The following is a 25,488-nucleotide window of genomic DNA, read 5'->3' as shown; positions in this document are numbered from 1 at the left end:
TACAGGCGCCAAATCGGCGCAGTTTAGCAATTCGGCCAGTACTGGAGCGATAAGATAGTGCTCGTACTAGCTTCAAGGATCGCTGATTGATAGGGGGAAACTCGCATTCAGCGTTTTATCGACTCCAAAAAGTCCGCCCAGATCTGCATCATTTCACGGCGCTCCGGCAAGAATGTGGTGCGGTCATACGCTCTACCTAGCGGGCTTTTCACGGTATGCGCCAATTGGTGCTCAAGTAGGTCGGGACGAAACCCCAGCACCTCAGCACCTATGGTTCTCGCGGTCGCACGAAAGCCATGCCCTGTCATTTCGTCGCCGCTGATGTCCATACGGCGTAACGCGCTGAGGACGGCATTGTTGGACATCGGTCGGTAGCCTCCTCGGGCTGAGGGGAAGACATATTGATGTCTACCGGTGAGTGGTTTCAGCTCGCGCAAAACGGCGACTGCTTGTTGGCTGAGGGGAACCAAATGATCCGGGCGATCCTGTTTGGTGGTAGTGAGTCCTTTCATCTTGTGGCCAGGAATTAACCATTCGCCAGCATCCAGATTGACCTCCGACCATTCCATGTGCCGAAGGTCTCCGGGCCGGCAGAACAGCAACGGGGCCAGTTTGAGTGCACAACAAACTGGCAGTGTTCCCGTATAGCTATCCAATGCTTTGAGCAGAGCGCCGAATTTTTCAGGATCGGTTACGGCAGCAAAATGTTTCACCCGCTTGGCTGGGAGCGTACGTGAGAGATTTCCAATCTGGTTGGGTGGGGTGATTCCGGCAGCTTCGGCGAACTCGAAAATCTGTTTGTAGATCTGGGCGACACGGCGGGCCGTCTCTCCAGCGCCGCGCTTGATGATGCGCTGCAGGTTTTCGACCAGCATGGGCGTACTGATGCTGCTGATCGGGAGTTTTCCCAACCAAGGGTAGGCATTGAGCTCAAGGCGCTGGCGTACCGTACGGGTGTACTCCGGGTCCCAGGAGGACTCGCGAATACTGAGCCATTGCGCGGCAACCGATTCAAAGGTGTGCTGGTGATCGAGCTGGCTGACCACCTTGGCCATACGTCTTTGCAGTGAAGGATCTTGGCCGCCGGCAAGCTGAACACGAGCGTCATCACGCTTGCGCCGAGCATCCTGCAAGCCGACCTCGGGGTAAACACCAAGAGCCAGCCGCTTTTCCTTTCCCAGAAAGCGGTACTTCAAGCGCCAGTAACGGCCTCCGTTGGGCTGAACTTCAAGGTATAGACCCTGTTCGTCATACAGACGATATGGTTTGTCCTGGGGCTTGGCGTTTCGGCAATTGGTGTCTTTCAAAGGCATTGGGGGCACATCCTCTCTGAGCGAGCTGATGAGCGTTTTATGCCCCCATATATGCCCCCGTCAACCATGGGATGCCCTGGGATTAGGTGGGAAAGTGTGGGCAATAAAAAAGCCGTAAAGCTTTGATTTCTCTAGGCTTTACGGCTTTTCTGGGTCTTCCTGGGAAGACAAATTGGTGGAACCGGGGGGATTTGAACCCCCGTCCGCCAGTGCTCCGCTGTCGGTCCTACATGCTTAGCCGTGTCTATTGAGTTAATCCGCAGCCGCCCGACGGGCAGGGTGCTTTGGACGAGTTGTGTAAGTTTTAGCCGCTTCGTCCACAACGTACTGCACGGCGATCCTGTTCTGTATGACAATCACTTCGGGTTTACAGGCATCCCCTAGTGATTGCTGGAGCCGAAGCTACCAGGAGAGCGGGCTCAGCTGCTTACGCAGCGAGAGCGTAACCCTCGTAGTTTTCGTCATTGGCAACTATAGAAAGTTGCAACAGTGGATTTACGAGTTCTGTTACCAACTCGGCATGCACCTAGAGTTTCACTACCGGCGTCGAATCCTAATCGGCCCCATTTGTTGCGCTCTAGCTGAAGCGTTTTTCAACGCTCGGGGATCAGTATACGCCATCGGTCGGGCGACGTCGACTGCGGTTCCAGTCGCCCTGCTAATCCGCTACTGGCCGCCTTTTTCGGTTTTTTCCAGGCGCTCGATCACTTTGCTGGTGATCGCGATGCAATCTTTGTCATTGCCTGCGGCCTGGGCTTTCTTGGCATCTTCGACGTGTTTGGCAATGCTCTCGTCGAGCCCTTCTGGGGTGGCGCCGGCGGTGGCCATAGAGTCGCTGATTTTCTGCAGGTTGGCAGTGCACAGGTCTTCAGCCGCGAACACAGGGGAGGCAAGCAGTGCGGCGGTGATGAACAGTCCGGAAATCGCAGTACGCTTCATGTGAATCTCCTTGGCGGGATGGCCCTGGGAAAAACGGGCCTTTCTGGATGGACTGCGACGCTTGCCGGGGGTTCAGATTAGATGGCCTCTTCGCGGGGCAATCCCGCTCCTACCGGTAGGAGCGGGCTTGCCCCGCGATCGGAGTTCAGAGGTTCCGAGGTCGGGTCACGCGGTCCACCAGATAAACTAGTCCGTGATAATCGATCCCGCCATGATTCGACAGGCCGATTTCACAGGTACGGCTGGTGGAAATTCCTTCACTGCAGTATTGCACCGCGTCCTTGAGGCTGCGCAGCGAATGGGCGTTGAGCTCAGGGGTGGTGAAGCCCTTGTCACCGGCAAAGCCACAGCAGTGGATACCCTCAGGGATCACCACCTGCTTGCTGCAGCGCCGCGCAAGGTCGATCAGCGCCTGGCTTTCGCCCAGGTGCTGGGTGCTGCAGGTCACGTGCACGGCAATCGGTTCGTCTTGCGGGGTGAATTCCAGCCTGTCGATCAGATGGGTGCGGATGAAGCGCACCGGGTCATAGAGATCCAGGCGGGTTTCGGCCAGGTCCTGAACCAGGCGCAGGGTGCAGGGGCTGGTGTCGCAGTAGATCGGATCAAGCCCGCCACGGCTGGCATGCAGCAGCGCGTTGATCAGCTCCTGGCGCTTGTGTTCGGCCTGTTCGGCGTAGCCCTTGGATGCAAAGGGCTGGCCGCAGCACAGGTTGTCCTGGTTTTCCGGGAACACCACTTGATAGCCGGCTTTTTCCAGCAGGGCGCGGGTTTTGTCGAGCAACGAGGTCTGTTCGCGGTCGGCCGCCGCCGGGCCCATCACCCGCGACACGCACGCTGCCAGGTACACCACCCGTGGCCGCGCATCGTTGCTCGTCGGGCCGAACGAAATGGCCTTCAGCGGTTGCGGCATGGCCGCCGTCCACTGCGGAATCCGGCCGTGACTGACTTTGCTGAGGTGGGCGCTGAGGCGACTCAGGCGCGGGGCGCCGAGCAACCTGCGTGCGCCATTGGCAGCCCGCAGGGTAAAGCGTGCACCACTGAGGGCAGTGTGGAAATTTTCTGCCAGCCAGTCGGCGGTTTTCACATGCTCCGCGACCTGGCCGCGCAGTTTCTTCACCAACTCGCCAGTGTTGATGCCCACCGGGCAGCGCTGGGCGCACAAGCCGGTGGCGGCACAGGTGTCGATGCCTTGGTATTGGTAGTCACGTTCGAGCTGCCGGGTATCGTTGCCCGCACGTTTCTGCGCCTGGATATCGCGCCACATGACGATGCGCTGGCGCGGGCTGAGCGTCAGCCCTTTGGATGGGCACACCGGTTCGCAGAAGCCGCATTCGATGCATTTATCGACAATCTCGTCGGCGGCCGGCAGCGGCTTGAGGTTTTTCAGGTGCAGTTGCGGATCGTCGGTCAGCACCACATCAGGGTTGAGAATGCCGGCCGGGTCGAGCAGACGCTTGAGCTGCCACATCAATTGATAGGCGTCGCTACCCCATTCCAGCTCGACAAAGGGCGCCATGTTGCGACCGGTGCCGTGCTCGGCCTTCAGCGAACCGCCGTACTCCACGGCAACCAGCTGGGCGACGTCATCCATGAAGGCCGAATAGCGCGCCACCTGCTGTGGCGAGTCGAAGCCCTGGGTGAAGACAAAGTGCAGGTTGCCTTCCAGGGCATGACCGAACAGGATTGCCTCGTCATAGCCGTGCTTGTCGAACAGCGCGATCAGGCGATTGACGCCTTCGGCCAGTTTTTCCACGGGGAAGGTGACGTCTTCGATGATCACCGTGGTGCCGGTCTCGCGCACTGCACCGACAGCCGGGAAGGTGTCTTTGCGGATGCGCCAGAGCTGGTTGTAAACCACCGGGTCTTCGCTGAAATCAACCTGTTTTTCCACCGGGAAGCCGGCGATCGAGGCACTGATGTGTGCCAGTTGCTCGTGCAGCAGCGATTGTGTGGCGGCGCGGGATTCGATGAGCAGCGCACAGGCACCAGCGGACAGGCTCTTCACCCACACCGGCATGCCTTGCATGTTCTCCACCGAGCGCAGGCTGCGGCGGTCGAGCAGCTCGACAGCGGACACCGGTTGCTGCTTGAGCACCGGCACTGCGTTGCAACAAGTCTCGACATCGGGGAAGACGATCAGCGCACTGGCCTTGTGCGGATGGTCCGGCACGGTGTTGTAGGTCACTGCGCTGATGAAACCGAGGGTACCTTCGGAGCCGACCATCAGGTGGGTGAGGATATCCACCGGTTCGTCGTAGTCCACCAGCGCATTGAGCGACAGTCCAGTGGTGTTTTTCAGCCGGTATTTATGGCGGATCCTGGCTGCCAGCTCGGTGTTGGCGCGGGTCTGCCGACCCAGTTCACCGAGTTGATCGAGCAGCGCGCCGTGACTTTCGCGCAGACGCGTGACGCTCTCGGGAATCTCGCTGTCGAGCAAGGTGCCGTCGGCCAGCAGCAGACGCATGCCGGCGAGGGTGTGGTAGCTGTTCTGCGCGGTGCCGCAGCACATGCCGCTGGCGTTGTTGGCGACGATGCCGCCGATTTTGCAGGCATTGATCGAGGCTGGGTCCGGGCCGATCTTGCGTCCGAACGGGGTCAGCCAGGCGTTGGCCTGGGCGCCGATCACGCCTGGCTGCAGACGGATCTGCTTGCCGCCATCGCGGATGTCTCGGCCGTTCCAGTTGTCCCCCAGCACCAGCAGCACCGAGTCGCTCACCGCCTGACCGGACAGGCTGGTGCCGGCAGCGCGGAAGGTGACTGCAACCTGCTGGGCGTGTGCTGCCTTGAGCAGGGTGGCGACTTCGTCTTCGCTCTCGACGCGGATCACCAGCTTGGGAATCAGCCGGTAAAAACTCGCGTCGGTACCGAAGGCCAGGGTCGAGAGCGGGTCGTCGAAACGCCGCTCGCGGGGGATCAGGTGTTCAACCGTGTCGAGGAACGCGGCGGGCAGACTCATGCAATCTCCTCGCGGGACCGCGGCGTCTGGTGCGCCATGTGTCCCGGTCAATCAGGCGGTGATCGGTGCGGGCGCGGCAATCAGGCGCCCAGTTCGCGTACCAGCGAATCACGGGTGATCTCGCTGATGGTCTTGGCGCCGGTTAGCACCATGGCCACGCGCATTTCTTTCTCGAACAGGTCCAGCAGGTTCTTCACTCCGGCTTCACCGGCGGTGGCCAGCGCATAGAGGAATGCACGACCGATCAGCACCGTGTCTGCACCCAGGGCGATCATGCGCACCACATCCAGGCCGCTGCGAATGCCGGAGTCAGCGAGGATCTTCAGGTCGCCTTTTACCGCATCGGCGATCGCCGGCAGGGCTCGGGCGCTGGACAGCACGCCATCGAGTTGGCGGCCGCCGTGGTTGGAAACGACGATACCGTCGGCACCGAACTTCACCGCGTCCTTGGCATCCTGCGGATCAAGGATGCCCTTGATCACCATCGGGCCATCCCAGAACTCGCGGATCCACTCCAGGTCCTTCCAGGAAATCGACGGGTCGAAGTTCGCACCCAGCCAGCCGATATAGTCGGCCAGGCCCGTTGGGCTGCCACGGTAGGTGGAAATGTTGCCCAGATCGTGCGGCTTGCCCAGCAGGCCGACATCCAGCGCCCACTGCGGATGGGTCATGGCTTGCCAGATGCGGCGCAGCGGCGCATTCGGGCCGCTCATGCCCGAGTGTGCGTCACGGTAGCGGGCGCCAGGTACCGGCATGTCGACGGTGAACACCAGGGTGGTGACACCGGCGGCTTTCGCCCGCTCCAGGGCATTGCGCATGAAACCGCGGTCCTTGAGGACGTAGAGCTGGAACCACATCGGACGATTGATGGCCGGAGCGACTTCCTCGATCGGGCAGACCGACACCGTCGACATCGTGAAGGGGATGCCCTTGGCCGCGGCCGCACGGGCAGCCTGGACTTCGCCGCGTCGGGCGTACATGCCGGTCAGGCCGACCGGCGCCAGGGCCACCGGCATGCTTAGCGTTTCGTTGAACAGTTGGGTCTCAAGGCTCAGCTCGGACATGTTTTTCAGCACGCGCTGACGCAGTGCAATGCTGGCCAGGTCTTCGACGTTGTGGCGCAGCGTGTACTCGGCGTAGGCGCCGCCGTCGGCGTAATGGAACAGGAACGGCGGCAGCTTGCGTTGTGCTGCGGCGCGGTAGTCGGTAGAGGCAGAAATGATCATGTGGTCTCGCTGCGTCGGTGGAAAAGGGCGGATGCCGGGCGCGCAGCAACGCGCCCGGCCTCTGACACTTTAGTGAACCAGCATGCCGGTCAGCCAATATGCCTGGATCAGGGTGATCAGGCCGACGATGGTGGCGAAGAACAGGCTGTGCTTGAGGGTGAAGCGGAACAGGTCGGATTCCTTGCCGACCAGGCCGGTGGCCGCACAGGCTACCGCGATCGACTGAGGCGAAATCATCTTGCCGGTTACGCCGCCGCTGGTGTTGGCCGCAACTAGCAGGGTGTCGTTGACCCCGATCTGGTGCGCAGTGGTGGCCTGCAGCGAGCTGAACAGGGCGTTGGACGAGGTGTCGGAACCGGTCAGGAACACACCCAGCCAGCCGAGGAACGGCGAGAAGAACGGGAATGCCGCGCCGGTGCCGGCCAGTACCAGGGCCATGGTCGAAGACATGCCCGAGTAGTTGGTAACGAAGGCAAAGGCCAGAACCATACCGATCGACAGAATCGGCCAGCGCAGTTCGAAGAAGGTCTCTTTCAAAGTGGTAAGACCAGTTTTGAAGTTGATCTTCAGGACCAGCATGGAGATCAGCGCCGAGAAGAAAATCGCTGTACCGGTGGCGGAAATCGGGTCGAGTTTGAACACGGCCGGAATCGCAGTCGGGGTGGCGACGATCGGGGCGGTCTTGATCACCAGTTGATCAAGGTGCGGGATGGCGAAGTTGAACACCCAGCTGTACATCGAACCGCCGGCGGCGAAGGCTGCCTTGAACGGCTTGAGGGTCCAGATGGTGACCAGCACGGTGAGGATCAGGAATGGCGACCAGGCTTTGAAGATCTCGCCGAGGCTGTATGGCGAAGGCTGACTGCCGCCTTTGACCACTGCTGCGCCGACGCTGCCGGTGGCGCCAGCGAACGAACGCTTGGGCTGCCAGACTTTGAGGAACAGAGTCAGGGATACCAGGCTGGCCAGGGCCGAGGTGATGTCCGGCAGTTCCGGGCCGATGAAGTTCGAGGTGAAGTACTGGGTCACAGCGAAGCTCAGGCCGGCTACCAGCGCGGCAGGCCAGGTCTCTTTGACGCCGCGCAGGCCGTCCATCATGAACACCAGCCAGAACGGCACGAACAGCGACAGCAGCGGCAGCTGGCGACCGGTCATGGCGCCGATCTTGAAGGCGTCGATACCGGTCACCTGACCGGCGACGATGATCGGGATGCCGAGAGCGCCGAAGGCCACTGGCGCGGTGTTGGCGATCAGGCACAGGCCGGCCGCGTACAGCGGATTGAAGCCCAGGCCGACCAGCAGCGCAGCGGTAATCGCCACCGGCGCGCCGAAGCCTGCCGCACCTTCAAGGAAGGCGCCGAAGCAGAAGCCGATCAGCAGCACCTGCAGGCGTTGGTCATCGGTAATCGACAGCACCGAGCTGCGGATCACTTCGAACTGGCCGCTCTTGACTGTCAGTTTGTAGAGGAACACCGCCGCGACGATGATCCAGGCGATTGGCCACAGGCCATAGGCAAAACCGTATCCGGCGGCGGCAAGCGCCATGTCGGCGGGCATCTGGAAGGCGAAGATCGCTACCAGGATCGACAAACCGAGGGTGATGCTGCCGGCGACGTGGCCCTTGAGCCGGAACACTGCCAGAGCGAGAAAGAAGAACACGATCGGGATGACTGCCGCGAGCGCGGACAGGCCAAGACTACCAAGCGGACTGTAGAGCTGTTGCCAGGTTTGCATATGGGGTGGCCCCTAATTGTTGTTGGTCAGCACTGGCATTGGATAATTGGTAAGACCAATTTACAATGTCGAGGCGCTAGGTTAAAAGCCTCGCTGTGGGTGTGTCAATTTGTCCCAAGAAAACTTTCGTCGGATGGGTGTCGGCGAACTGGCCTGAGCGGCAGCGAAAGTTGCAATCTGATGGGTGTCGGCAGGGAGCGGATAGGCCAGAATAGACGGCCCCGAACGCACTCGGGATTGTGGAGAGCATGTGATGGTTTTTGATCAGGTCCGCCAACGCCGTTTGTCCGACGATATCGTCGACAGGCTTGAGGGGATGATTCTTGAGGGCACCCTGACTGCCGGTCAGCGGCTGCCTGCCGAGCGGGTATTGGCTGAACAGTTCGGGGTGTCGCGGCCTTCATTGCGTGAAGCGATCCAGAAGCTGGTGGCCAAAGGGTTGCTGGTCAGTCGCCAGGGCGGCGGCAACTATGTGGCCGAGGCGTTGGGTTCGACTTTCAGCGATCCGTTGTTGCAGCTACTGGAGAGTAATCCTGAGGCCCAGCGCGATCTGCTGGAATTCCGGCATACCCTGGAGGCATCGTGCGCCTATTACGCGGCAATCCGCGCGACTGAGCCGGATCGTCAGCGCCTCAAGGCAGCGTTCGATACCTTGCAGGATTGTTACGCCCGCTCGGGTGAAGTGGATCGGGCCGAGGAGGGCGCTGCTGATGCACGTTTTCATCTGGCGATTGCTGAAGCCAGCCACAATGCGGTGTTGCTGCACACCATCCGTGGGCTGTTCGATCTGCTCAAGCGTAACGTGGTGACCAACATTGGCGGCATGTACAAGCAGCGTGCCGAAACCCGCGACATGCTGATCAATCAGCACCGTGAGCTGTACCTGGCGATCGTCGAAGGGCGGGCAGAGGATGCTCGCGAGGTGTCCAGCCGACACATTCTGTATGTGCAGGAAGTGCTCGATGAAGTGCGCCAGGAAGTGCAGCGAACAGCGCGAGCGGAGCGGCGTAGTGGGCGTTAGTTGGCGCGTGCAAGGCTGTGCCTTGCATCGCCGGCAATGCCGGCTCCCACAGAAATAGCAGTAATCTGAAGCTCTGCTGTGGGAGCTGGCCTTGCCAGCGATGAGGACATAACAGGCAACCCGGGGTCACCTGCCAGAAAGAATCAGTCTTCCTTGCCCTTGTTGCGCACCGCACGCTGCAATTCGCGATTGGAATCACGCTCGCGCTGGGTATCGCGCTTGTCGTATTCCTTCTTGCCCTTGCCGAGCGCGATTTCGCACTTGATCAGGTGCTTGCTCCAATAAATCGACAAGGCTACGCAGGTGTAGCCCTTTTGCTGGACGGCAGCGTGCAGGCGCTCCAGCTCGCGTTTATTGAGCAGCAGTTTGCGGGTGCGTGTCGGGTCGGCAATGACATGCGTACTGGCGGCCGTCAGCGGCGTGATATGGCTGCCCATCAGCCAGGCCTCGCCATCTTTGAGCACCACGTAACTGTCGGTCAGATGCGCCTTGCCGGCACGCAGACTTTTTACTTCCCAACCGGACAGGACCAATCCGGCCTCGAACTTGTGCTCGATGAAGTAATCGTGTCGCGCCTTTTTATTCTGCGCGATGGTCCCTGTCGGATGTTTCGTTTGTTTAGCCATAGGGGCGGCATTATAGGCAGTCGTTGCGCTGTCGGCTACGGGGTAGCAGTGCGCTTGAGCCTGTGAGGTGAATCCCGGACAATGCGCGCTCTTTTTTTCCACAGTTGAGCGTGTTGATGTCGACGGACAAGGTTTCTGTCCATGGTGGCTGGGCCAGTCGCTGGGTATTTGTACTGGCGGCGACCGGTGCCGCGGTGGGCTTGGGGAGTATCTGGAAATTCCCCTACATGGTCGGCGTCTACGGTGGCGGTGCCTTTGTTCTGGTGTTTCTGGCCTGTATTGCCTTGATTGGTATTCCGGTGATGCTGGCCGAGACCCTGATCGGCCGCCGCACCCGGCAAAGCCCGGCCAACGCCCTGCGTGACCTGGCGCTGGAGGCCGGGCATTCGCCGCGCTGGTCCTGGTGGGCATTCGCCGGGATGGTCACGGCGTTGCTGATCCTGTCGTTTTACAGCGTGGTCGGTGGTTGGTCGTTCGACTACATCATCAATATGGGCCGGGGCGATTTTCAGGGGGTGACGGCTGATCAGGTCGGCGGTTACTTCAATGGCGTGATCAGCGACCCTTGGCGGCTGGTGCTGTGGCACAGCCTGTTCATGCTGCTGTCGGCGCTGGTGATTGCCCGTGGCGTGGTGGCGGGGTTGGAGAAAAGCCTGCGGATCATGATGCCGCTGTTGTTCCTGCTGCTGGTAATCCTGCTGGGGTACAGCCTGACGACCGGGCACTTCATGCAGGGCCTGCACTTCATGTTCGACTTCGACACCTCGCGCCTACTGGATGGCTTGTTGCCGGCCATGGGGCACGCCTTTTTCTCGTTGAGTGTCGGTGTCGGCTCGCTGTTGATCTATGGGGCCTACATGCCGAAAGGCGCCTCTATTGGCGGCACCATCGTTGCTGTTGCCTTGCTCGATACCTTTGTTTCGCTGCTGGCCGGCCTGGCCCTGTTCCCGATCGTCTTCGCTGCCGGCCTGAACCCGAGCGAGGGCCCGGGCCTGATGTTTGTCGCCTTGCCGTTTGCCTTCGGTAATGTGGCCTTTGGTCAATTGATGGGCGTCGTATTCTTTGTTCTAGTGGCGGTGGCGGCCTGGAGCTCGGCGATTTCCCTGCTTGAGCCCATGGTCGCCTACCTGGTGGAACGTACTGGCGTACGCCGTGGCTGGATCACTACCTGGCTGGCTTTCAGTTGCTGGTTGGTCGGCCTGGGTACAGTGTTTTCGTTCAATATCTGGCAACAGGCACGCTTTTTCGTGAACGACGGCAGCGGTTTTCAGCTCTACCAGTGGGGTGTGAGCGGCGGGCTGGACTTCTTTGGCGTGATCGACTTTTTCACCTCGCGGATCATGTTGCCGCTGGGTGGTTTGTGCTTTGTGATATTCGCGGGTTGGATCATGGGGCGTGAGGCGGTGCGCGATGAATTGGCAATGCGCAGCCCGTTGCTGTTTGCTCTGACTTTCTTCTTGATGCGCTATGTGGCGCCACTCGGCATTCTGGTTGTGTTTGCCGCTCAGCTTTGGAAGTGACACCTGGATGACTACCCATATTCAACGTTCGGCCCTGCTGCCCTATCCGGCCCAGGCGTTGTACGACCTGGTCAACGATGTTGCGCGCTACCCGGAGTTCCTGCCCTGGTGCTCGTCCAGCACGGTGCTCGAGGTCAATGACGAGTTGATGCGCGCCAGCCTGGAAGTGGCCAAGGGAGGCATGAGCCAGAAGTTTGTTACCCGTAATGTACTGGTGCCCGGGCAATCCATCGAGATGAACCTGGAGGAGGGGCCGTTCAATCAGTTGCACGGTCTGTGGATCTTCAAGCCATTGGGCGAGAAGGCCTGCAAGATCAGTCTGGACCTGTCTTTCGACTACGCCGGACCACTAGTGCGGGCGACCCTCGGGCCGCTGTTCAATCAGGCGGCCAATACCCTGGTCGATGCCTTCTGTCAGCGGGCCAAACAACTTGCGGGTTGAAGTGGTTTACGCCACGGCCGAGCAGCAATGGTTGCTGGCTGTGGACGTGGCGCCTGGCACGACACTGCGTGAAGCGGTGCGGTTGTCGGGCATCGCCGAACAAGTGCCGGGTCTGGATGTAGACGCGTGTCCGCTTGGCATCTTTGGTAAAGTCGTCAACGAGGCGGCGCAGCAGGCGGTCGCTGAAGGTGATCGTATTGAGCTGTACAGGCCTTTGTTGATCGACCCCAAGGAAGTGCGTAAACAGCGCGCCGACAAGGTGGCGAGGGTCTTCAAGAAAGCCAAGCGCTGAATTGCAGGCACAAAAAAGCCCGGAATGTCCGGGCTTTTCTTTGCCTGCAGAATGCTTACTGCGGCGAGGTTTCCAGTGGGGCTGGGGTCGGTACCGGGATCGTTTCGATGGTATCGACTTCGCGCTGGATCTTCTCTTCCAGGGAGCCTGGCTTGGCCGGGGTTTCTTTGACCTGTTCGGTCGGCTCCGTGGTGGTGCCTGGCTGTGCCGGGCTGACGCTGGTGTCGCCGCTGCCGCCGAGGATTTCCTGGTCGCGGCTGACGCCTGGCATGAAGTCGCCGGACAGGCTGACCAGTTGATCGTTCTCGTTGAAGAAAATGCTCATGCGTTCCTGCTGGCGTTGGCCGCCACCAGGTTGCAAGCTGTACAGGTAATCCCAGCGGTTGGTGTGGAAGGTATCCTGGATCAGCGGGTTACCCATGATAAACCGTACTTGCCGGCGGGTCATTCCGGGGCGTAATTGGTCTATCATGTCTTGCGTGACGACATTGCCCTGCTGGATGTCGATTTTGTAAACCCCGGGGAACGAGCAACCGGCGAGTGCGAGCAGTCCCACAAAGGTGAGGCTGGTTAGCAAGAGCTTGGTGTTTTGCATCGGTGGGCGACTTCCACTATCTTGGCTGGACAACGTAAACCCCGATCATACCCGTATTCAGAGAAGCTGCGAAGCAGCATCGGCGAGAAAGCTGACCATGGTTGAAAATAGCGAACTGCGCAAAGCCGGTCTCAAGGTGACACTGCCTCGAGTAAAAATTCTACAGATGCTCGACTCTACCGAGCAACGTCACATGAGTGCTGAGGATGTCTACAAGGCGCTGATGGAGGCAGGCGAGGATGTCGGTCTGGCCACGGTCTACCGTGTTCTGACCCAGTTCGAAGCTGCCGGTCTGGTAGTGCGCCACAACTTCGACGGCGGTCACGCCGTGTTCGAGCTGGCCGATGGCGGCCACCATGACCATATGGTCAACATGGAGACTGGCGAAGTTATCGAGTTCTTCGATAGCGAAATTGAAAAGCGCCAGAAAGAAATCGTTGCCGAACATGGTTTCGAACTGGTTGACCATAATCTGGTCCTGTACGTGCGCAAGAAAAGTAAGTAACACTTCTTGTTGCGCAGCATCAAAGGCGACCCTGGGGTCGCCTTTGTGCTTTCTGGGTCGGGTATCAGGCTTTGCTGGTGACCACCATCTTGCGGGCGTGGGCCAGGGACTCCTTGGTCAGGTCGATACCGCCGAGCATCCGCGCCACTTCTTCAACCCGTTCGCGCTTGCCCAGGTTGGCCACGGCGGTATGTGTGGCGTCACTGTTGCGCACCTTGTGGACAAACAGGTGATGATGGCCCTGGGCGGCCACTTGTGGCAGGTGGGTCACGGTCAGTACCTGGCCGCGTTCGCCCAGGCGTCGCAACAATTGACCGACGATCTCTGCCGTCGGGCCGCCGATCCCGACATCGACTTCGTCGAAGACCAGCGTCGGGATGCGCGAGGTTTGCGCGGTGATCACCTGGATGGCCAGGCTGATCCGTGACAGCTCACCTCCGGAGGCGACTTTGGCTAGGCCCTTGAGCGGCTGGCCGGGGTTGGCGCTGACCAGTAGCTCCACCTGCTCCAGGCCGTGGGGAGACAGCTCGTCGCTGCCATTGGCGTGCAGTTCGATGCTGAAGCGGCCGCCGGGCATGCCCAAGCGCTGGATTTCCTGCTCGACCGCGCCGGCCAGCTGGTTGGCAGCCTGAATGCGCAGGGCGCTCAACTCACCGGCTTTGTCCTGGTAATGGCGGGCAAAGGCCGCCAGTTCTTCGCCAAGACGCTCGATGGACTCGTCATTGGCATTCAGGCCTTCGAGTTCTTCCATCAGCCGCTGTTGCAGGTTTGCCAGTTCTGTCGGGTGCACACGGTGTTTGCGGGCGAGGGTATAGATGCTGTCGAGACGTTCTTCGAGTTGCTGCAGGCGCGCGGGGTCGGCGTCGAAGTGATCAAGGAAGCGGTTCAGCTCGCCGACCGCTTCTTCAACCTGGATCTGTGCGCTGGCGATCATGTTGGCGGCTTCGCCCAGTGCCTTGGGCGCATTTTGCACTGCGGTCAGGCGATTGAGGCTGGCGGTCAGGGCGTTGAGCACATTCCCGGAATCGTTTTCGCTGCAGTGATCGATCACCTGGCGGCAGATGCCAAAGAGTGCTTCGGCGTTGGTCAGGTTCTTGTGTTCCTGCTCCAGCTGCTCCAGTTCGTTCTCGCCCAGGCCGAGGTTGTCGAGTTCTTCGAGCTGGTAGCTGAGCAATTGATGTTGCGCCCGCTGCTCGTCGCCGGAGTTGGACAGGCGCTCCAGCTCCTGGCGGGTCTGGCGCCAGCGCTGGGCGGCCAGTTGCACCTGGCGGGCCAGGTCGGTGGCACCGGCGTACTCGTCAAGCAGGCGGCGGTGGGTATCGGACTTCAGTAGCGACTGGTGCTCGTGCTGGCTGTGGATATCTATGAGCAGCTCGCCGAGGGCCTTGAGGTCGCCGAGCGGGCAGGGCGTGCCGTTGATGTAGCCGCGGCTGCGGCCTTCGGCGGTGATCACCCGGCGCAGGATGCACGGACCATCATTGTCCAGGTCGCGCTCGGCCAGCCAGGTGCGGGCCTCGGGAATGTCTGCCAGATCGAAGGTGGCGAGGATGTCGGCCTTGTCGGCGCCTGGGCGCACCACGCCACTGTCGGCACGATCACCCAGAGTCAGGCCGAGGGCGTCGAGCATGATCGATTTGCCGGCCCCGGTTTCGCCGGTAATGACGCTCATCCCGCGGGCGAGCTCGAGGTCCAGGTGTTCGACGATGGCATAGTTGTGTACGGACAGGTGCACCAGCATTGGGGCGGCTCCCAGGCGTTAAGTCTGGTTATTTATACAGTGTTTTCAAATCCTCTGACAATGCTGCCGTTTAGTTCAATTTGGTTATCAGGGCGCGGTTCTGATTGCGATGGGTTATGAGTGAATGCGCGTGAGCTGTTTCGTAGCCCTTGAACCTGGGTTTTGCGACCCCATATAGGCGGCAGAAGCGCGAGTAATGCTCGCAGACCTTATTCGAGAGGAGAGATTTTATGGCTGACGAACAGCTGGATGAACAGAATCTGAACGCCGAAGCGACTGGCGACCAAGACCTGAGCGCCCGCGTACAGGTGCTCGAAGAGCAGCTGGCGGCGGCCCAGGATCAATCCCTGCGCACCGCCGCTGACCTGCAGAACGTGCGCCGTCGCGCCGAGCAGGACGTAGAGAAGGCGCACAAGTTCGCCCTGGAAAAATTCGCCGGTGACCTGCTGCCGGTCATCGACAGCCTCGAGCGTGGCCTGGAACTGTCCAGCGCCGAGGACGAGAACATTCGCCCTATGCGCGAAGGTATCGAGCTGACCCTGAAGATGTTCCACGACACCCTCAAGCGCTACAACCTCGAGGCGATTGACCCGCACGGCGAACCCTTCAATGCCGAGCACCACCAGGCCATGGCCATGCAGGAAAGCGCCGAGGTCGAGCCCAACAGCGTGCTCAAGGTGTTCCAGAAGGGCTACCAGCTCAACGGTCGCCTGCTGCGCCCGGCCATGGTCGTGGTCAGCAAGGCCCCGGCAGCGGTTTCGCCGTCGATTGACGAGCAGGCTTGAAATCGTTTCTGGCGCCCCCATCTAGGTGTCAAGCATTCAAGTATTACCGCAGTTAGCCACCACTGCTGCGGCAACCAAATTCAAGTTTCGGGAGAGTTAACATGGGTAAAATCATCGGTATCGACCTGGGGACCACCAACTCCTGCGTCTCCATTCTGGAAAACGGCAGCGCCAAGGTTATCGAGAACGCTGAAGGCGCGCGTACCACGCCGTCGATCATCGCTTATGCCAACGATGGCGAGATCCTGGTTGGCCAGTCGGCCAAGCGTCAGGCTGTCACCAACCCGCACAACACCCTGTACGCGGTAAAGCGTCTGATCGGCCGTCGCTTCGATGAAGACGTCGTGCAGAAAGACATCCAGATGGTTCCGTACAAAATTGTCAAAGCGGACAACAGCGACGCCTGGGTTGAAGTGAACGGCCAGAAAATGGCACCGCCACAAATCTCGGCTGAAATCCTGAAAAAGATGAAGAAAACCGCCGAAGACTACCTCGGCGAGCCAGTGACCGAGGCGGTCATCACCGTTCCGGCCTACTTCAACGACAGCCAGCGTCAGGCCACCAAGGATGCCGGTCGCATCGCCGGTCTGGACGTAAAACGTATCATCAACGAACCAACCGCGGCTGCGCTGGCGTACGGTATGGACAAGGCCAAAGGCGACCACACCGTGATCGTTTATGACCTCGGTGGTGGTACCTTCGACGTTTCGGTGATCGAAATCGCCGAAGTCGATGGCGAGCACCAGTTCGAAGTATTGGCCACCAACGGTGACACTTTCCTCGGTGGTGAAGACTTCGACATTCGCCTGATCGACTACCTCGTCGACGAGTTCAAGAAAGAAAGCGGCATGAACCTCAAAGGTGACCCGCTGGCCATGCAGCGCCTGAAAGAAGCCGCTGAAAAAGCCAAGATCGAGCTGTCCTCGAGCCAGCAGACCGACGTCAACCTGCCGTACATCACTGCAGATGCCACCGGTCCTAAGCACCTGAACGTGAAGATCTCCCGCGCCAAGCTGGAGTCGCTGGTCGAAGACCTGGTTCAGCGCACCATCGAGCCTTGCCGCATTGCGATGAAAGACGCCGGTATCGACGTCAGCAAGATCGACGACGTGATCCTGGTTGGCGGTCAGACCCGTATGCCGCTGGTACAGAAAGCGGTTACCGATTTCTTCGGTAAAGAAGCGCGTAAAGACGTCAACCCTGACGAAGCTGTTGCCATGGGTGCTGCTATCCAGGGTGCGGTACTGGCCGGTGACGTCAAAGACGTACTGCTGCTGGACGTCAGCCCGCTGACCCTGGGTATCGAAACCATGGGTGGCGTGATGACTGCGCTGATCGAGAAGAACACCACTATCCCGACCAAAAAGTCGCAGGTGTTCTCGACTGCCGATGACAACCAGAGCGCCGTGACCATTCACGTGCTGCAAGGTGAGCGTAAGCAGGCTGCACAGAACAAGTCCCTGGGCAAGTTCGACCTGGCCGAGATTCCACCAGCACCACGTGGCGTGCCACAGATCGAAGTAACCTTCGACATCGACGCCAACGGCATCCTGCACGTAGGCGCCAAAGACAAGGCTACTGGCAAGACTCAGTCGATCGTGATCAAGGCCAACTCCGGTCTGTCTGATGAAGAAATTCAGCAGATGATCCGCGACGCCGAAGCGAACTCGGAAGAAGACCGCAAGTTCGAAGAACTGGCCGCTGCCCGCAACCAGGGTGATGCACTGGTTCACTCGACTCGCAAGATGGTCGCTGACGCCGGTGACAAGGTCACTGCTGAAGAGAAGACTGCGATCGAAGCTGCCGTGGTTGCCCTGGAAGCCGCTATCAAAGGCGACGACAAGGCTGCCATCGACGCCAAGGTCGAAGAGCTGTCGAAAGTTTCGGCTCCAGTTGCTCAGAAGATGTACGCCGAGCAGCAGGCCGAGCAGCCACAGGCTGGCGCACAGCAGGCTGAAGAAGCCAAGCACGACGACGTCGTTGATGCTGAGTTCGAAGAAGTCAAAGACAACAAGTAATTGCTACAGGTTGTCGGCCGGTTGACTGCTTTCTAGTGGTTGGCTGGTAGGATGTCGCCGCGCGGGGGCTTGCTCCCGCGTTGGCGTGTCTGCAATACCCGAATTTTTACAGCATCTGTCAGGCCTCCTGGAGGGGGTTGAGGCAGCTGCTGGCGGCACAGCGCGGAATGCGCAGAGGTTTGCCGAACGTCCTCAAGAGTGCAAAGACTTATGGCAAAGCGTGACTATTACGAAGTTCTGGGAGTTGAGCGCGGCTCCAGTGAAGCGGACCTGAAGAAGGCCTATCGCCGCCTGGCGATGAAGCATCACCCGGACCGTAACCCTGATGACAAAGAGTCGGAAGAGAAATTCAAGGAAGCCAACGAGGCTTACGAAGTGCTCTCCGATGCCAGCAAGCGCGCCGCCTATGATCAGTACGGTCATGCCGGTGTCGATCCGAGCATGGGTGGCGGCGGTGCCGGCTTTGGTGGCGCGAACTTCTCCGATATTTTTGGTGACGTGTTCAGCGACTTCTTCGGTGGCGGCCGCGGTGGCTCGCGCGGTGGTGCCCAGCGTGGCAGCGACCTGCGCTACACCCTGGAGCTGAACCTGGAAGAAGCGGTGCGTGGTACCACGGTCAATATCCGTGTGCCGACACTGGTCAACTGCGAGCCGTGCGATGGTTCCGGTGCCAAGAAGGGCTCGTCGCCTTCGACCTGTCCGACCTGCGGTGGTATTGGTCAGGTGCGCATGCAGCAGGGCTTCTTCTCGGTCCAGCAGACCTGCCCGCGTTGCCATGGCCAGGGCAAGATCATTACTGATCCGTGCGGTTCCTGCCACGGCGAAGGTCGTGTCGAAGAATACAAGACCCTTTCGGTCAAGGTGCCGGCCGGTGTCGATACGGGCGATCGCATTCGTCTGTCCGGTGAAGGTGAAGCCGGTTCTCATGGCGGTCCGACCGGTGATCTGTACGTTGTGATCAACGTGCGCGAACACCCGATCTTCCAGCGTGACGGCAAGCACCTGTACTGCGAAGTACCGATCAGCTACACCGATGCTGCCCTGGGTGGCGAGCTGGAAGTGCCGACTCTCGATGGTCGGGTCAAGCTGAAGATTCCGGAAGGTACCCAGACCGGCAAGCAGTTCCGACTGCGTGGTAAGGGTGTGGCGCCGGTTCGTGGTGGTGGTGCTGGCGACCTGATGTGCCGCGTCGCAGTCGAAACACCGGTCAACCTCAGTCGTCGCCAGCGTGAGCTGCTCGAAGAGCTGCGCGATTCGCTGGAAGGCGACAGTTCCCATTCGCCGAAAGCCAATGGCTGGTTCGAAGGCGTAAAGCGCTTCTTCGGCGACTTGTAAGAAGGAATAGGGCATGCGACGTATAGCGGTAATGGGCGCGGCAGGGCGCATGGGCAAGACCCTGATCGAAGCAGTACAGCAGGCTCCGGGTGCGGGGCTGACTGCGGCGATTGATCGTCCGGACAGTTCGCTGGTCGGGGCTGATGCCGGTGAGCTGGCGGCGCTGGGTCGGATCGGCGTACCGCTGTCCGACGATCTGGCCAAGGTTGCTGACGAATTCGACGTGCTGATCGATTTCACTCACCCGTCGGTGACCCTGAAGAACCTGGAGTTCTGCCGTAAGGCGGGCAAGGCCATGATCATCGGTACTACCGGTTTCAGTGTCGAAGAGAAGCAGTTGCTGGCCGAGGCGGGTAAAGATATCCCGATCGTCTTTGCGGCCAACTTCAGTGTTGGCGTCAACCTCAGTCTGAAACTGCTGGACATGGCTGCGCGAGTGCTCGGGGATGATGTCGATATCGAAATCATCGAAGCTCACCATCGGCACAAGGTCGATGCGCCATCGGGTACCGCGCTGCGCATGGGCGAAGTCGTCGCCAATGCGCTGGGGCGTGACCTGCAGGAAGTGGCGGTGTACGGCCGTGAAGGCCAGACCGGTGCCCGTGACCGTCAGACCATCGGTTTCGCCACTGTGCGTGCCGGCGACGTGGTTGGTGATCACACCGTGTTGTTCGCCGCTGACGGTGAGCGCCTTGAGATCACTCACAAGGCTTCAAGTCGCATGACCTTTGCCAAGGGTGCGGTGCGTGCCGCCCTGTGGCTGGACGGGCGCGAGCCTGGCTTGTACGACATGCAGGACGTACTCGACCTGCGTTGATGGCAACACTCCTGTGGGGGCGGGCTTGCCCCTCCCACAGCACCCCTCCAATGCGCCCTGTCGCATTCCTGAGCTTTTCAGGCACATCAGTGGTAGACCAAAAAAGCGTTTTTCTGTAAGCTACAGCTTTAGTGTGTCCACTAAAAGCGCGCAGATAATTCGATTAAGAAAGCGGGGTGACGTGTCTATACGTCATTCCGCTTTTTTGCAACCTGCGATCGCCCCTTCAGGCTAGATTTACGGGAGGTCTTCTTGACTAAGCCAGCCATACTCGCCCTTGCCGATGGCAGCATTTTTCGCGGTGAAGCCATTGGAGCCGACGGACAAACCGTTGGTGAGGTGGTGTTTAACACCGCAATGACCGGCTATCAGGAAATCCTGACTGACCCTTCCTATGCGCAGCAAATCGTTACCCTGACTTACCCACACATCGGCAACACCGGCACCACGCCGGAAGACGCCGAGTCCGATCGCGTCTGGTCGGCCGGTCTGGTGATTCGCGACCTGCCACTTATCGCGAGCAACTGGCGCAACAAGCAGTCGCTGCCTGACTACCTCAAAGCCAATAACGTGGTAGCGATCGCCGGCATCGACACGCGTCGTCTGACGCGCATCCTGCGTGAGAAGGGCGCGCAGAACGGTTGCATCCTGGCCGGCGACAACATCAGCGAAGAGGCTGCAATCGCCGCCGCTCGCGGTTTCCCTGGCCTCAAGGGCATGGACCTGGCGAAAGTTGTCAGCACCAAGTCTAGCTACGAATGGCGCTCCAGCGTCTGGGAGCTGAAAACCGACAGCCACGCGACCATCGATGCCGCCGATCTGCCGTACCACGTGGTTGCCTACGACTACGGCGTCAAGCTGAACATCCTGCGCATGCTGGTTGCCCGCGGCTGCCGCCTGACCGTGGTGCCGGCACAAACTCCGGCCAGCGAAGTCCTGGCGCTCAACCCGGATGGCGTGTTCCTGTCCAACGGCCCTGGTGATCCGGAGCCATGCGACTACGCGATCCAGGCGATCAAGGACATCCTCGAAACCGAAATCCCGGTATTCGGTATCTGCCTGGGTCACCAGCTGCTGGCCCTGGCCTCCGGTGCCAAGACCGTGAAAATGGGTCATGGTCACCACGGTGCCAACCACCCGGTCCAGGACCTGGATACCGGCGTGGTGATGATCACCAGCCAGAACCACGGTTTCGCGGTTGATGAGGCCACCCTGCCGGGCAACGTCCGCGCCATCCACAAGTCGCTGTTCGACGGTACCCTGCAGGGTATCGAGCGCACCGACAAGAGCGCGTTCAGCTTCCAGGGCCACCCTGAAGCCAGCCCGGGCCCGACTGACGTCGCGCCTCTGTTCGACCGTTTCATCGATGCCATGGCCAAGCGCCGCTGAGCACCTGCGAGAAGGCCCTGAACCGGTGCAAGCCGCGTTCAGGTGCTGTCCCAAGATTGTTCAAAGCGGCTTGCCGACTGACCTGCGGAATTGAGTGATACCCATGCCAAAACGTACAGACATTAAAAGCATCCTGATTCTTGGCGCTGGCCCGATCGTGATCGGCCAGGCCTGCGAATTCGACTACTCCGGCGCCCAGGCCTGTAAAGCCCTGCGCGAAGAGGGCTATCGCGTCATCCTGGTGAACTCCAACCCGGCCACCATCATGACCGACCCGGCCATGGCCGACGCCACCTACATCGAGCCGATCAAGTGGCAGACCGTTGCCAAGATCATCGAAAAAGAACGCCCTGACGCGCTGCTGCCGACCATGGGTGGCCAGACCGCCCTGAACTGCGCCCTGGACCTGGAGCGCGAAGGCGTCCTGGAAAAGTTCGGCGTGGAAATGATCGGTGCCAACGCCGACACCATCGACAAAGCCGAAGACCGTTCGCGCTTCGATACCGCCATGAAGGCCATCGGCCTGGAATGCCCGCGCTCCGGTATCGCCCACAGCATGGAAGAAGCCAACGCAGTGCTCGAGAAGCTCGGCTTCCCGTGCATCATCCGTCCGTCCTTCACCATGGGCGGCACCGGTGGCGGTATTGCTTACAATCGGGAAGAATTCGAAGAAATCTGCGCCCGTGGTCTGGACCTGTCGCCGACCAAAGAGCTGCTGATCGACGAATCGCTGATCGGCTGGAAAGAGTACGAGATGGAAGTGGTCCGCGACAAAAAGGACAACTGCATCATCGTCTGCTCGATCGAGAACTTCGACCCGATGGGCGTGCACACCGGTGACTCGATCACCGTGGCTCCGGCACAGACCTTGACCGACAAGGAATACCAGATCATGCGCAACGCCTCGCTGGCGGTGCTGCGTGAAATCGGTGTTGAAACCGGCGGTTCCAACGTGCAGTTCGGCATCTGCCCGGACACCGGCCGCATGGTCGTGATCGAGATGAACCCGCGGGTATCGCGTTCCTCGGCCCTGGCCTCGAAAGCCACTGGCTTCCCGATCGCCAAGATCGCCGCCAAGCTGGCTGTCGGTTACACCCTCGACGAACTGCAGAACGACATCACTGGCGGCCGTACCCCGGCTTCCTTCGAGCCGTCGATCGACTACGTCGTTACCAAGCTGCCACGTTTCGCCTTCGAAAAATTCCCGAAAGCCGACGCCCGCCTGACCACCCAGATGAAATCCGTGGGTGAAGTCATGGCCATCGGCCGGACCTTCCAGGAATCCCTGCAGAAAGCCCTGCGCGGTCTGGAAGTCGGTGTTTGCGGCCTCGACCCGAAAGTCGACCTGGCCAGCCCTGACGCTGCCAGCATCCTCAAGCGCGAGCTGACCGTGCCGGGTGCCGAGCGCATCTGGTACGTGGCTGACGCCATGCGCTCGGGCATGACCTGCGACGAAATCTTCGCCCTGACCGGTATCGACCACTGGTTCCTGGTGCAGATGGAAGACCTGATCAAAGAAGAAGAGAAGGTCAAGACCCTGGCCCTGTCGGCGATCGACAAGGACCTGATGCTGCGTCTCAAGCGCAAGGGCTTCTCCGACCAGCGTCTGGCCAAGCTGCTGGGTATCACCGACAAGAACCTGCGTCGTCACCGCCACAAGCTGGAAGTGTTCCCGGTCTACAAGCGCGTTGACACCTGCGCGGCCGAGTTCGCCACCGACACCGCCTACCTGTACTCGACCTACGAGGAAGAGTGTGAAGCGAACCCGTCGACCCGCGACAAGATCATGATCCTCGGCGGCGGTCCTAACCGTATCGGTCAGGGTATCGAGTTCGACTACTGCTGCGTACACGCGGCACTGGCCCTGCGTGAAGACGGTTACGAGACCATCATGGTCAACTGCAACCCGGAAACCGTCTCCACCGACTACGACACCTCCGACCGTCTGTACTTCGAGCCGCTGACCCTGGAAGACGTGCTGGAAGTGGTGCGTGTCGAGAAGCCAAAAGGCGTGATCGTCCACTACGGCGGCCAGACTCCGCTGAAGCTGGCGCGTGCCCTGGAAGAAGCCGGCGTACCAATCATCGGCACCAGCCCTGACGCCATCGACCGCGCGGAAGACCGTGAGCGCTTCCAGCACATGGTTCAGCGCCTGAACCTGCTGCAGCCGCCTAACGCCACCGTGCGCAGCGAAGACGAAGCGATTCGTGCTGCCGGCGTTATCGGTTACCCGCTGGTGGTGCGCCCGTCCTACGTACTGGGCGGCCGTGCGATGGAAATCGTCTACGAACTGGACGAGCTCAAGCGCTACCTGCGCGAAGCGGTACAAGTGTCCAACGACAGCCCGGTATTGCTCGACCACTTCCTCAACTGCGCCATCGAGATGGACGTGGATGCGGTCTGCGACGGCAAGGACGTAGTGATCGGCGCGATCATGCAGCACATCGAACAGGCGGGTGTCCACTCCGGTGACTCGGCTTGCTCGCTGCCACCGTACTCGCTGCCGGCCCATGTTCAGGACGAGGTCCGCGAACAGGTCAAGAAAATGGCCCTGGAACTGGGTGTTGTCGGCCTGATGAACGTCCAGCTGGCGCTGCAGGGCGACAAGATCTACGTGATCGAAGTCAACCCGCGCGCTTCGCGTACCGTGCCTTTCGTCTCCAAGTGCATCGGCACTTCGCTGGCGATGATTGCCGCGCGCGTCATGGCTGGCAAATCGCTGAAAGAAATCGGTTTCACCCAGGAAATCATTCCTAACTTCTACAGTGTCAAAGAAGCGGTGTTCCCGTTTGCCAAGTTCCCGGGTGTTGACCCGATCCTCGGCCCTGAGATGAAATCCACCGGTGAAGTCATGGGTGTCGGCGACAGCTTCGGTGAGGCCTTCGCCAAAGCCCAGATGGGTGCCAGCGAAGTGCTGCCGACCGGCGGTACTGCGTTCATCAGCGTGCGTGACGACGACAAGCCACAAGTGGCCGGTGTTGCCCGTGATCTGATCGCCCTGGGCTTCGAAGTGGTTGCCACCGTCGGTACCGCCAAGGTTATCGAAGCGGCTGGCCTGAAAGTGCGTCGCGTGAACAAGGTGACCGAAGGTCGTCCGCACGTGGTCGACATGATCAAGAACGACGAAGTGTCGCTGATCATCAACACCACCGAAGGCCGCCAGTCGATCGCCGACTCCTACTCGATTCGTCGCAATGCGTTGCAGCACAAGATTTACTGCACCACCACCATTGCGGCCGGTGAAGCCATCTGCGAAGCGCTGAAATTTGGTCCTGAAAAGACCGTTCGCCGCTTGCAGGATCTGCATGCAGGACTCAAAGCATGAGCATTACCAAGTACCCGATGACCGTCCAGGGCGCTCGCGCCCTGGAGGAAGAGCACCTTTTCCTGAGCAAGACCGAGCGTCCGCGCCTGAGCCAGGCCATTGGTGAAGCCCGCGAACTGGGCGATCTCAAGGAAAACGCCGAGTACCACGCTGCCCGCGAAGAGCAGGGTATGGTCGAGGCGCGTATTCGCGATATCGAAGGCCGCCTGCAGAACTCGGTGGTGATCGATGTCACCACCATCGCCCACACTGGCAAAGTGATTTTCGGTACCACCGTGGACCTGGAAAACACCGAGACCGGCGATCAGGTGACTTACCAGATCGTGGGTGAAGACGAAGCGGACGTGAAGCAGGGCAAACTCTCGGTCGGTGCTCCGATCGCCCGCGCCATCATTGGCAAGGAAGAGGGTGATACCGTGGTGATCAAAACGCCAAGCGGTACGGTCGAGTACGAGATTGTCGAAGTCAAACACATCTGACCGTCGCCGGGGCTTTGCTGCCGCCCCGGCAATCTGGCAACTGACCCAGGTGTTCTGGGTGGGTGGCCTGTGGATGCTGCATTTCGGTCTGCTGCCGGCGTTGGGCCAGATTGGCCTGGCGCCGCTGTTGATCGAGGATATTGGTAGCCTGATGGCATCGTTGCTGGTGGCGTTTGCGGCATTTTGCGCAGGCGTGCAGGCACTGGTGCTGATTCAGGCGCAGGGCCTGGCCAGTCTGTGGCGGGACATGCGGGGGCAGTTGTTGTCGATGGCAATGCTGGCGTGCGTGGTGTATTTCGCTTTGCGCGTGGGCATGCCGGGGGAATTGCGCTGGCAGCTGTTCTGCTACCTGGTGTTGGGTCTTACCGGCTTGCTGCTGGTCATGCAGCCGGTGCCGGGCAGGGCGCGCAGGGCGCGCCACTGACCGCGGCGA

Annotated in this window: 21 protein-coding genes and 1 other RNA gene; 13 read left to right on the top strand and 9 right to left on the bottom strand. The window is 60.3% G+C overall.

Annotated features, from left to right (window positions below):
- Nucleotides 1–107: 107 nt before the first annotated feature.
- From AC07OF_RS17220 to AC07OF_RS17195, 6 genes are all read right to left on the bottom strand, one after another.
- Nucleotides 108–1,313, bottom strand: a complete 1,206-nt coding sequence (locus AC07OF_RS17220) for a tyrosine-type recombinase/integrase (RefSeq protein WP_495073266.1) — start codon at nucleotides 1,311–1,313, stop codon at nucleotides 108–110.
- A gap of 173 nt (nucleotides 1,314–1,486) precedes the next feature.
- Nucleotides 1,487–1,878, bottom strand: a transfer-messenger RNA (tmRNA) gene (ssrA, locus tag AC07OF_RS17215).
- Nucleotides 1,879–1,979: 101 nt separating this feature from the next.
- On the bottom strand, nucleotides 1,980–2,252 hold the full coding sequence (locus AC07OF_RS17210; RefSeq protein ID WP_157191074.1) for a PA2433 domain-containing protein: 273 nt from the start codon (nucleotides 2,250–2,252) through the stop codon (nucleotides 1,980–1,982).
- 145 nt (nucleotides 2,253–2,397) lie between these two features.
- Nucleotides 2,398–5,208, bottom strand: coding sequence for an FAD-binding and (Fe-S)-binding domain-containing protein (locus AC07OF_RS17205; RefSeq protein ID WP_495073265.1), 2,811 nt, complete (start codon nucleotides 5,206–5,208; stop codon nucleotides 2,398–2,400).
- Nucleotides 5,209–5,288: 80 nt separating this feature from the next.
- The gene (lldD, locus tag AC07OF_RS17200) at nucleotides 5,289–6,434 is read right to left on the bottom strand and encodes an FMN-dependent L-lactate dehydrogenase LldD (RefSeq protein WP_191831480.1); all 1,146 of its coding nucleotides are present in this window, start codon (nucleotides 6,432–6,434) and stop codon (nucleotides 5,289–5,291) included.
- A gap of 69 nt (nucleotides 6,435–6,503) precedes the next feature.
- Complete coding sequence (locus tag AC07OF_RS17195; RefSeq protein ID WP_157191077.1) at nucleotides 6,504–8,168, bottom strand: lactate permease LctP family transporter; 1,665 nt, start codon at nucleotides 8,166–8,168, stop codon at nucleotides 6,504–6,506.
- Nucleotides 8,169–8,421: 253 nt separating this feature from the next.
- Between AC07OF_RS17195 and AC07OF_RS17190 the strand changes: the two genes are divergently transcribed.
- Entirely contained in the window at nucleotides 8,422–9,189 is a 768-nt protein-coding gene (locus AC07OF_RS17190; protein WP_157191078.1) for an FCD domain-containing protein, read from the top strand.
- Between the two features lie 143 nt (nucleotides 9,190–9,332).
- Here the strand turns inward: AC07OF_RS17190 and smpB are convergent, their stop codons facing one another.
- The gene (gene smpB / locus AC07OF_RS17185) at nucleotides 9,333–9,815 is read right to left on the bottom strand and encodes an SsrA-binding protein SmpB (RefSeq protein ID WP_038606709.1); all 483 of its coding nucleotides are present in this window, start codon (nucleotides 9,813–9,815) and stop codon (nucleotides 9,333–9,335) included.
- Between the two features lie 116 nt (nucleotides 9,816–9,931).
- Here smpB and AC07OF_RS17180 point away from each other — a divergent pair, with 116 nt between their 5' ends.
- Genes AC07OF_RS17180 through AC07OF_RS17170 form a run of 3 tightly spaced genes read left to right on the top strand, consistent with a single transcriptional unit; the run spans nucleotide 9,932 to nucleotide 12,069 of the window.
- Entirely contained in the window at nucleotides 9,932–11,335 is a 1,404-nt protein-coding gene (locus AC07OF_RS17180) for a sodium-dependent transporter (protein ID WP_157191079.1), read from the top strand.
- Between the two features lie 7 nt (nucleotides 11,336–11,342).
- Nucleotides 11,343–11,777 (top strand): type II toxin-antitoxin system RatA family toxin, encoded by a 435-nt coding sequence (locus tag AC07OF_RS17175; protein ID WP_038606715.1) that lies wholly within the window; start codon nucleotides 11,343–11,345, stop codon nucleotides 11,775–11,777.
- The gene (locus AC07OF_RS17170) at nucleotides 11,740–12,069 is read left to right on the top strand and encodes an RnfH family protein (RefSeq protein WP_157191080.1); all 330 of its coding nucleotides are present in this window, start codon (nucleotides 11,740–11,742) and stop codon (nucleotides 12,067–12,069) included. Before AC07OF_RS17175 ends, AC07OF_RS17170 begins: the two co-directional genes overlap by 38 nt.
- A gap of 55 nt (nucleotides 12,070–12,124) precedes the next feature.
- On the opposite strand, the gene AC07OF_RS17165 is transcribed toward AC07OF_RS17170, so the two are convergent.
- Entirely contained in the window at nucleotides 12,125–12,664 is a 540-nt protein-coding gene (locus AC07OF_RS17165) for an outer membrane protein assembly factor BamE (protein ID WP_157191081.1), read from the bottom strand.
- Nucleotides 12,665–12,761: 97 nt separating this feature from the next.
- Here AC07OF_RS17165 and fur point away from each other — a divergent pair, with 97 nt between their 5' ends.
- A complete protein-coding gene (gene fur, locus AC07OF_RS17160; RefSeq protein WP_157191082.1) occupies nucleotides 12,762–13,169 on the top strand; it encodes a ferric iron uptake transcriptional regulator in 408 nt (135 codons plus the stop codon).
- A 64-nt stretch (nucleotides 13,170–13,233) separates the two neighbouring features.
- Here fur and recN read toward each other — a convergent pair whose 3' ends face one another.
- Nucleotides 13,234–14,907, bottom strand: coding sequence for a DNA repair protein RecN (gene recN, locus AC07OF_RS17155; protein WP_461530479.1), 1,674 nt, complete (start codon nucleotides 14,905–14,907; stop codon nucleotides 13,234–13,236).
- Between the two features lie 230 nt (nucleotides 14,908–15,137).
- Between recN and grpE the strand changes: the two genes are divergently transcribed.
- The 8 genes from grpE (at nucleotide 15,138) to AC07OF_RS17115 (ending at nucleotide 25,479) form a co-directional block, all read left to right on the top strand.
- Nucleotides 15,138–15,692: a nucleotide exchange factor GrpE gene (gene grpE, locus AC07OF_RS17150; protein WP_038606729.1), complete on the top strand. Its 555-nt coding sequence runs from the start codon at nucleotides 15,138–15,140 to the stop codon at nucleotides 15,690–15,692.
- A gap of 101 nt (nucleotides 15,693–15,793) precedes the next feature.
- Nucleotides 15,794–17,710: a molecular chaperone DnaK gene (gene dnaK / locus AC07OF_RS17145; protein ID WP_038606732.1), complete on the top strand. Its 1,917-nt coding sequence runs from the start codon at nucleotides 15,794–15,796 to the stop codon at nucleotides 17,708–17,710.
- A gap of 210 nt (nucleotides 17,711–17,920) precedes the next feature.
- Entirely contained in the window at nucleotides 17,921–19,045 is a 1,125-nt protein-coding gene (gene dnaJ / locus AC07OF_RS17140; RefSeq protein ID WP_107026441.1) for a molecular chaperone DnaJ, read from the top strand.
- 13 nt (nucleotides 19,046–19,058) lie between these two features.
- Nucleotides 19,059–19,862: a 4-hydroxy-tetrahydrodipicolinate reductase gene (dapB, locus tag AC07OF_RS17135; RefSeq protein ID WP_157191086.1), complete on the top strand. Its 804-nt coding sequence runs from the start codon at nucleotides 19,059–19,061 to the stop codon at nucleotides 19,860–19,862.
- A 252-nt stretch (nucleotides 19,863–20,114) separates the two neighbouring features.
- On the top strand, nucleotides 20,115–21,251 hold the full coding sequence (carA, locus tag AC07OF_RS17130; protein ID WP_157191087.1) for a glutamine-hydrolyzing carbamoyl-phosphate synthase small subunit: 1,137 nt from the start codon (nucleotides 20,115–20,117) through the stop codon (nucleotides 21,249–21,251).
- Between the two features lie 103 nt (nucleotides 21,252–21,354).
- The gene (carB, locus tag AC07OF_RS17125; protein ID WP_157191088.1) at nucleotides 21,355–24,576 is read left to right on the top strand and encodes a carbamoyl-phosphate synthase large subunit; all 3,222 of its coding nucleotides are present in this window, start codon (nucleotides 21,355–21,357) and stop codon (nucleotides 24,574–24,576) included.
- Nucleotides 24,573–25,055 carry a transcription elongation factor GreA gene (gene greA, locus AC07OF_RS17120; RefSeq protein ID WP_084167971.1) on the top strand — a complete coding sequence of 161 codons (483 nt, stop codon included), beginning with the start codon at nucleotides 24,573–24,575 and terminating at the stop codon, nucleotides 25,053–25,055. The genes carB and greA overlap by 4 nt, the downstream gene beginning before the upstream one ends.
- Nucleotides 25,033–25,479 (top strand): MFS transporter, encoded by a 447-nt coding sequence (locus AC07OF_RS17115; protein WP_198325396.1) that lies wholly within the window; start codon nucleotides 25,033–25,035, stop codon nucleotides 25,477–25,479. Before greA ends, AC07OF_RS17115 begins: the two co-directional genes overlap by 23 nt.
- The last annotated feature ends 9 nt before the right edge of the window (nucleotides 25,480–25,488 follow it).

The sequence above is a fragment of the Pseudomonas sp. GW821-FHT10B02 genome, from assembly GCF_059415665.1.
This window is presented reverse-complemented; position numbering and strand designations above follow the sequence as displayed.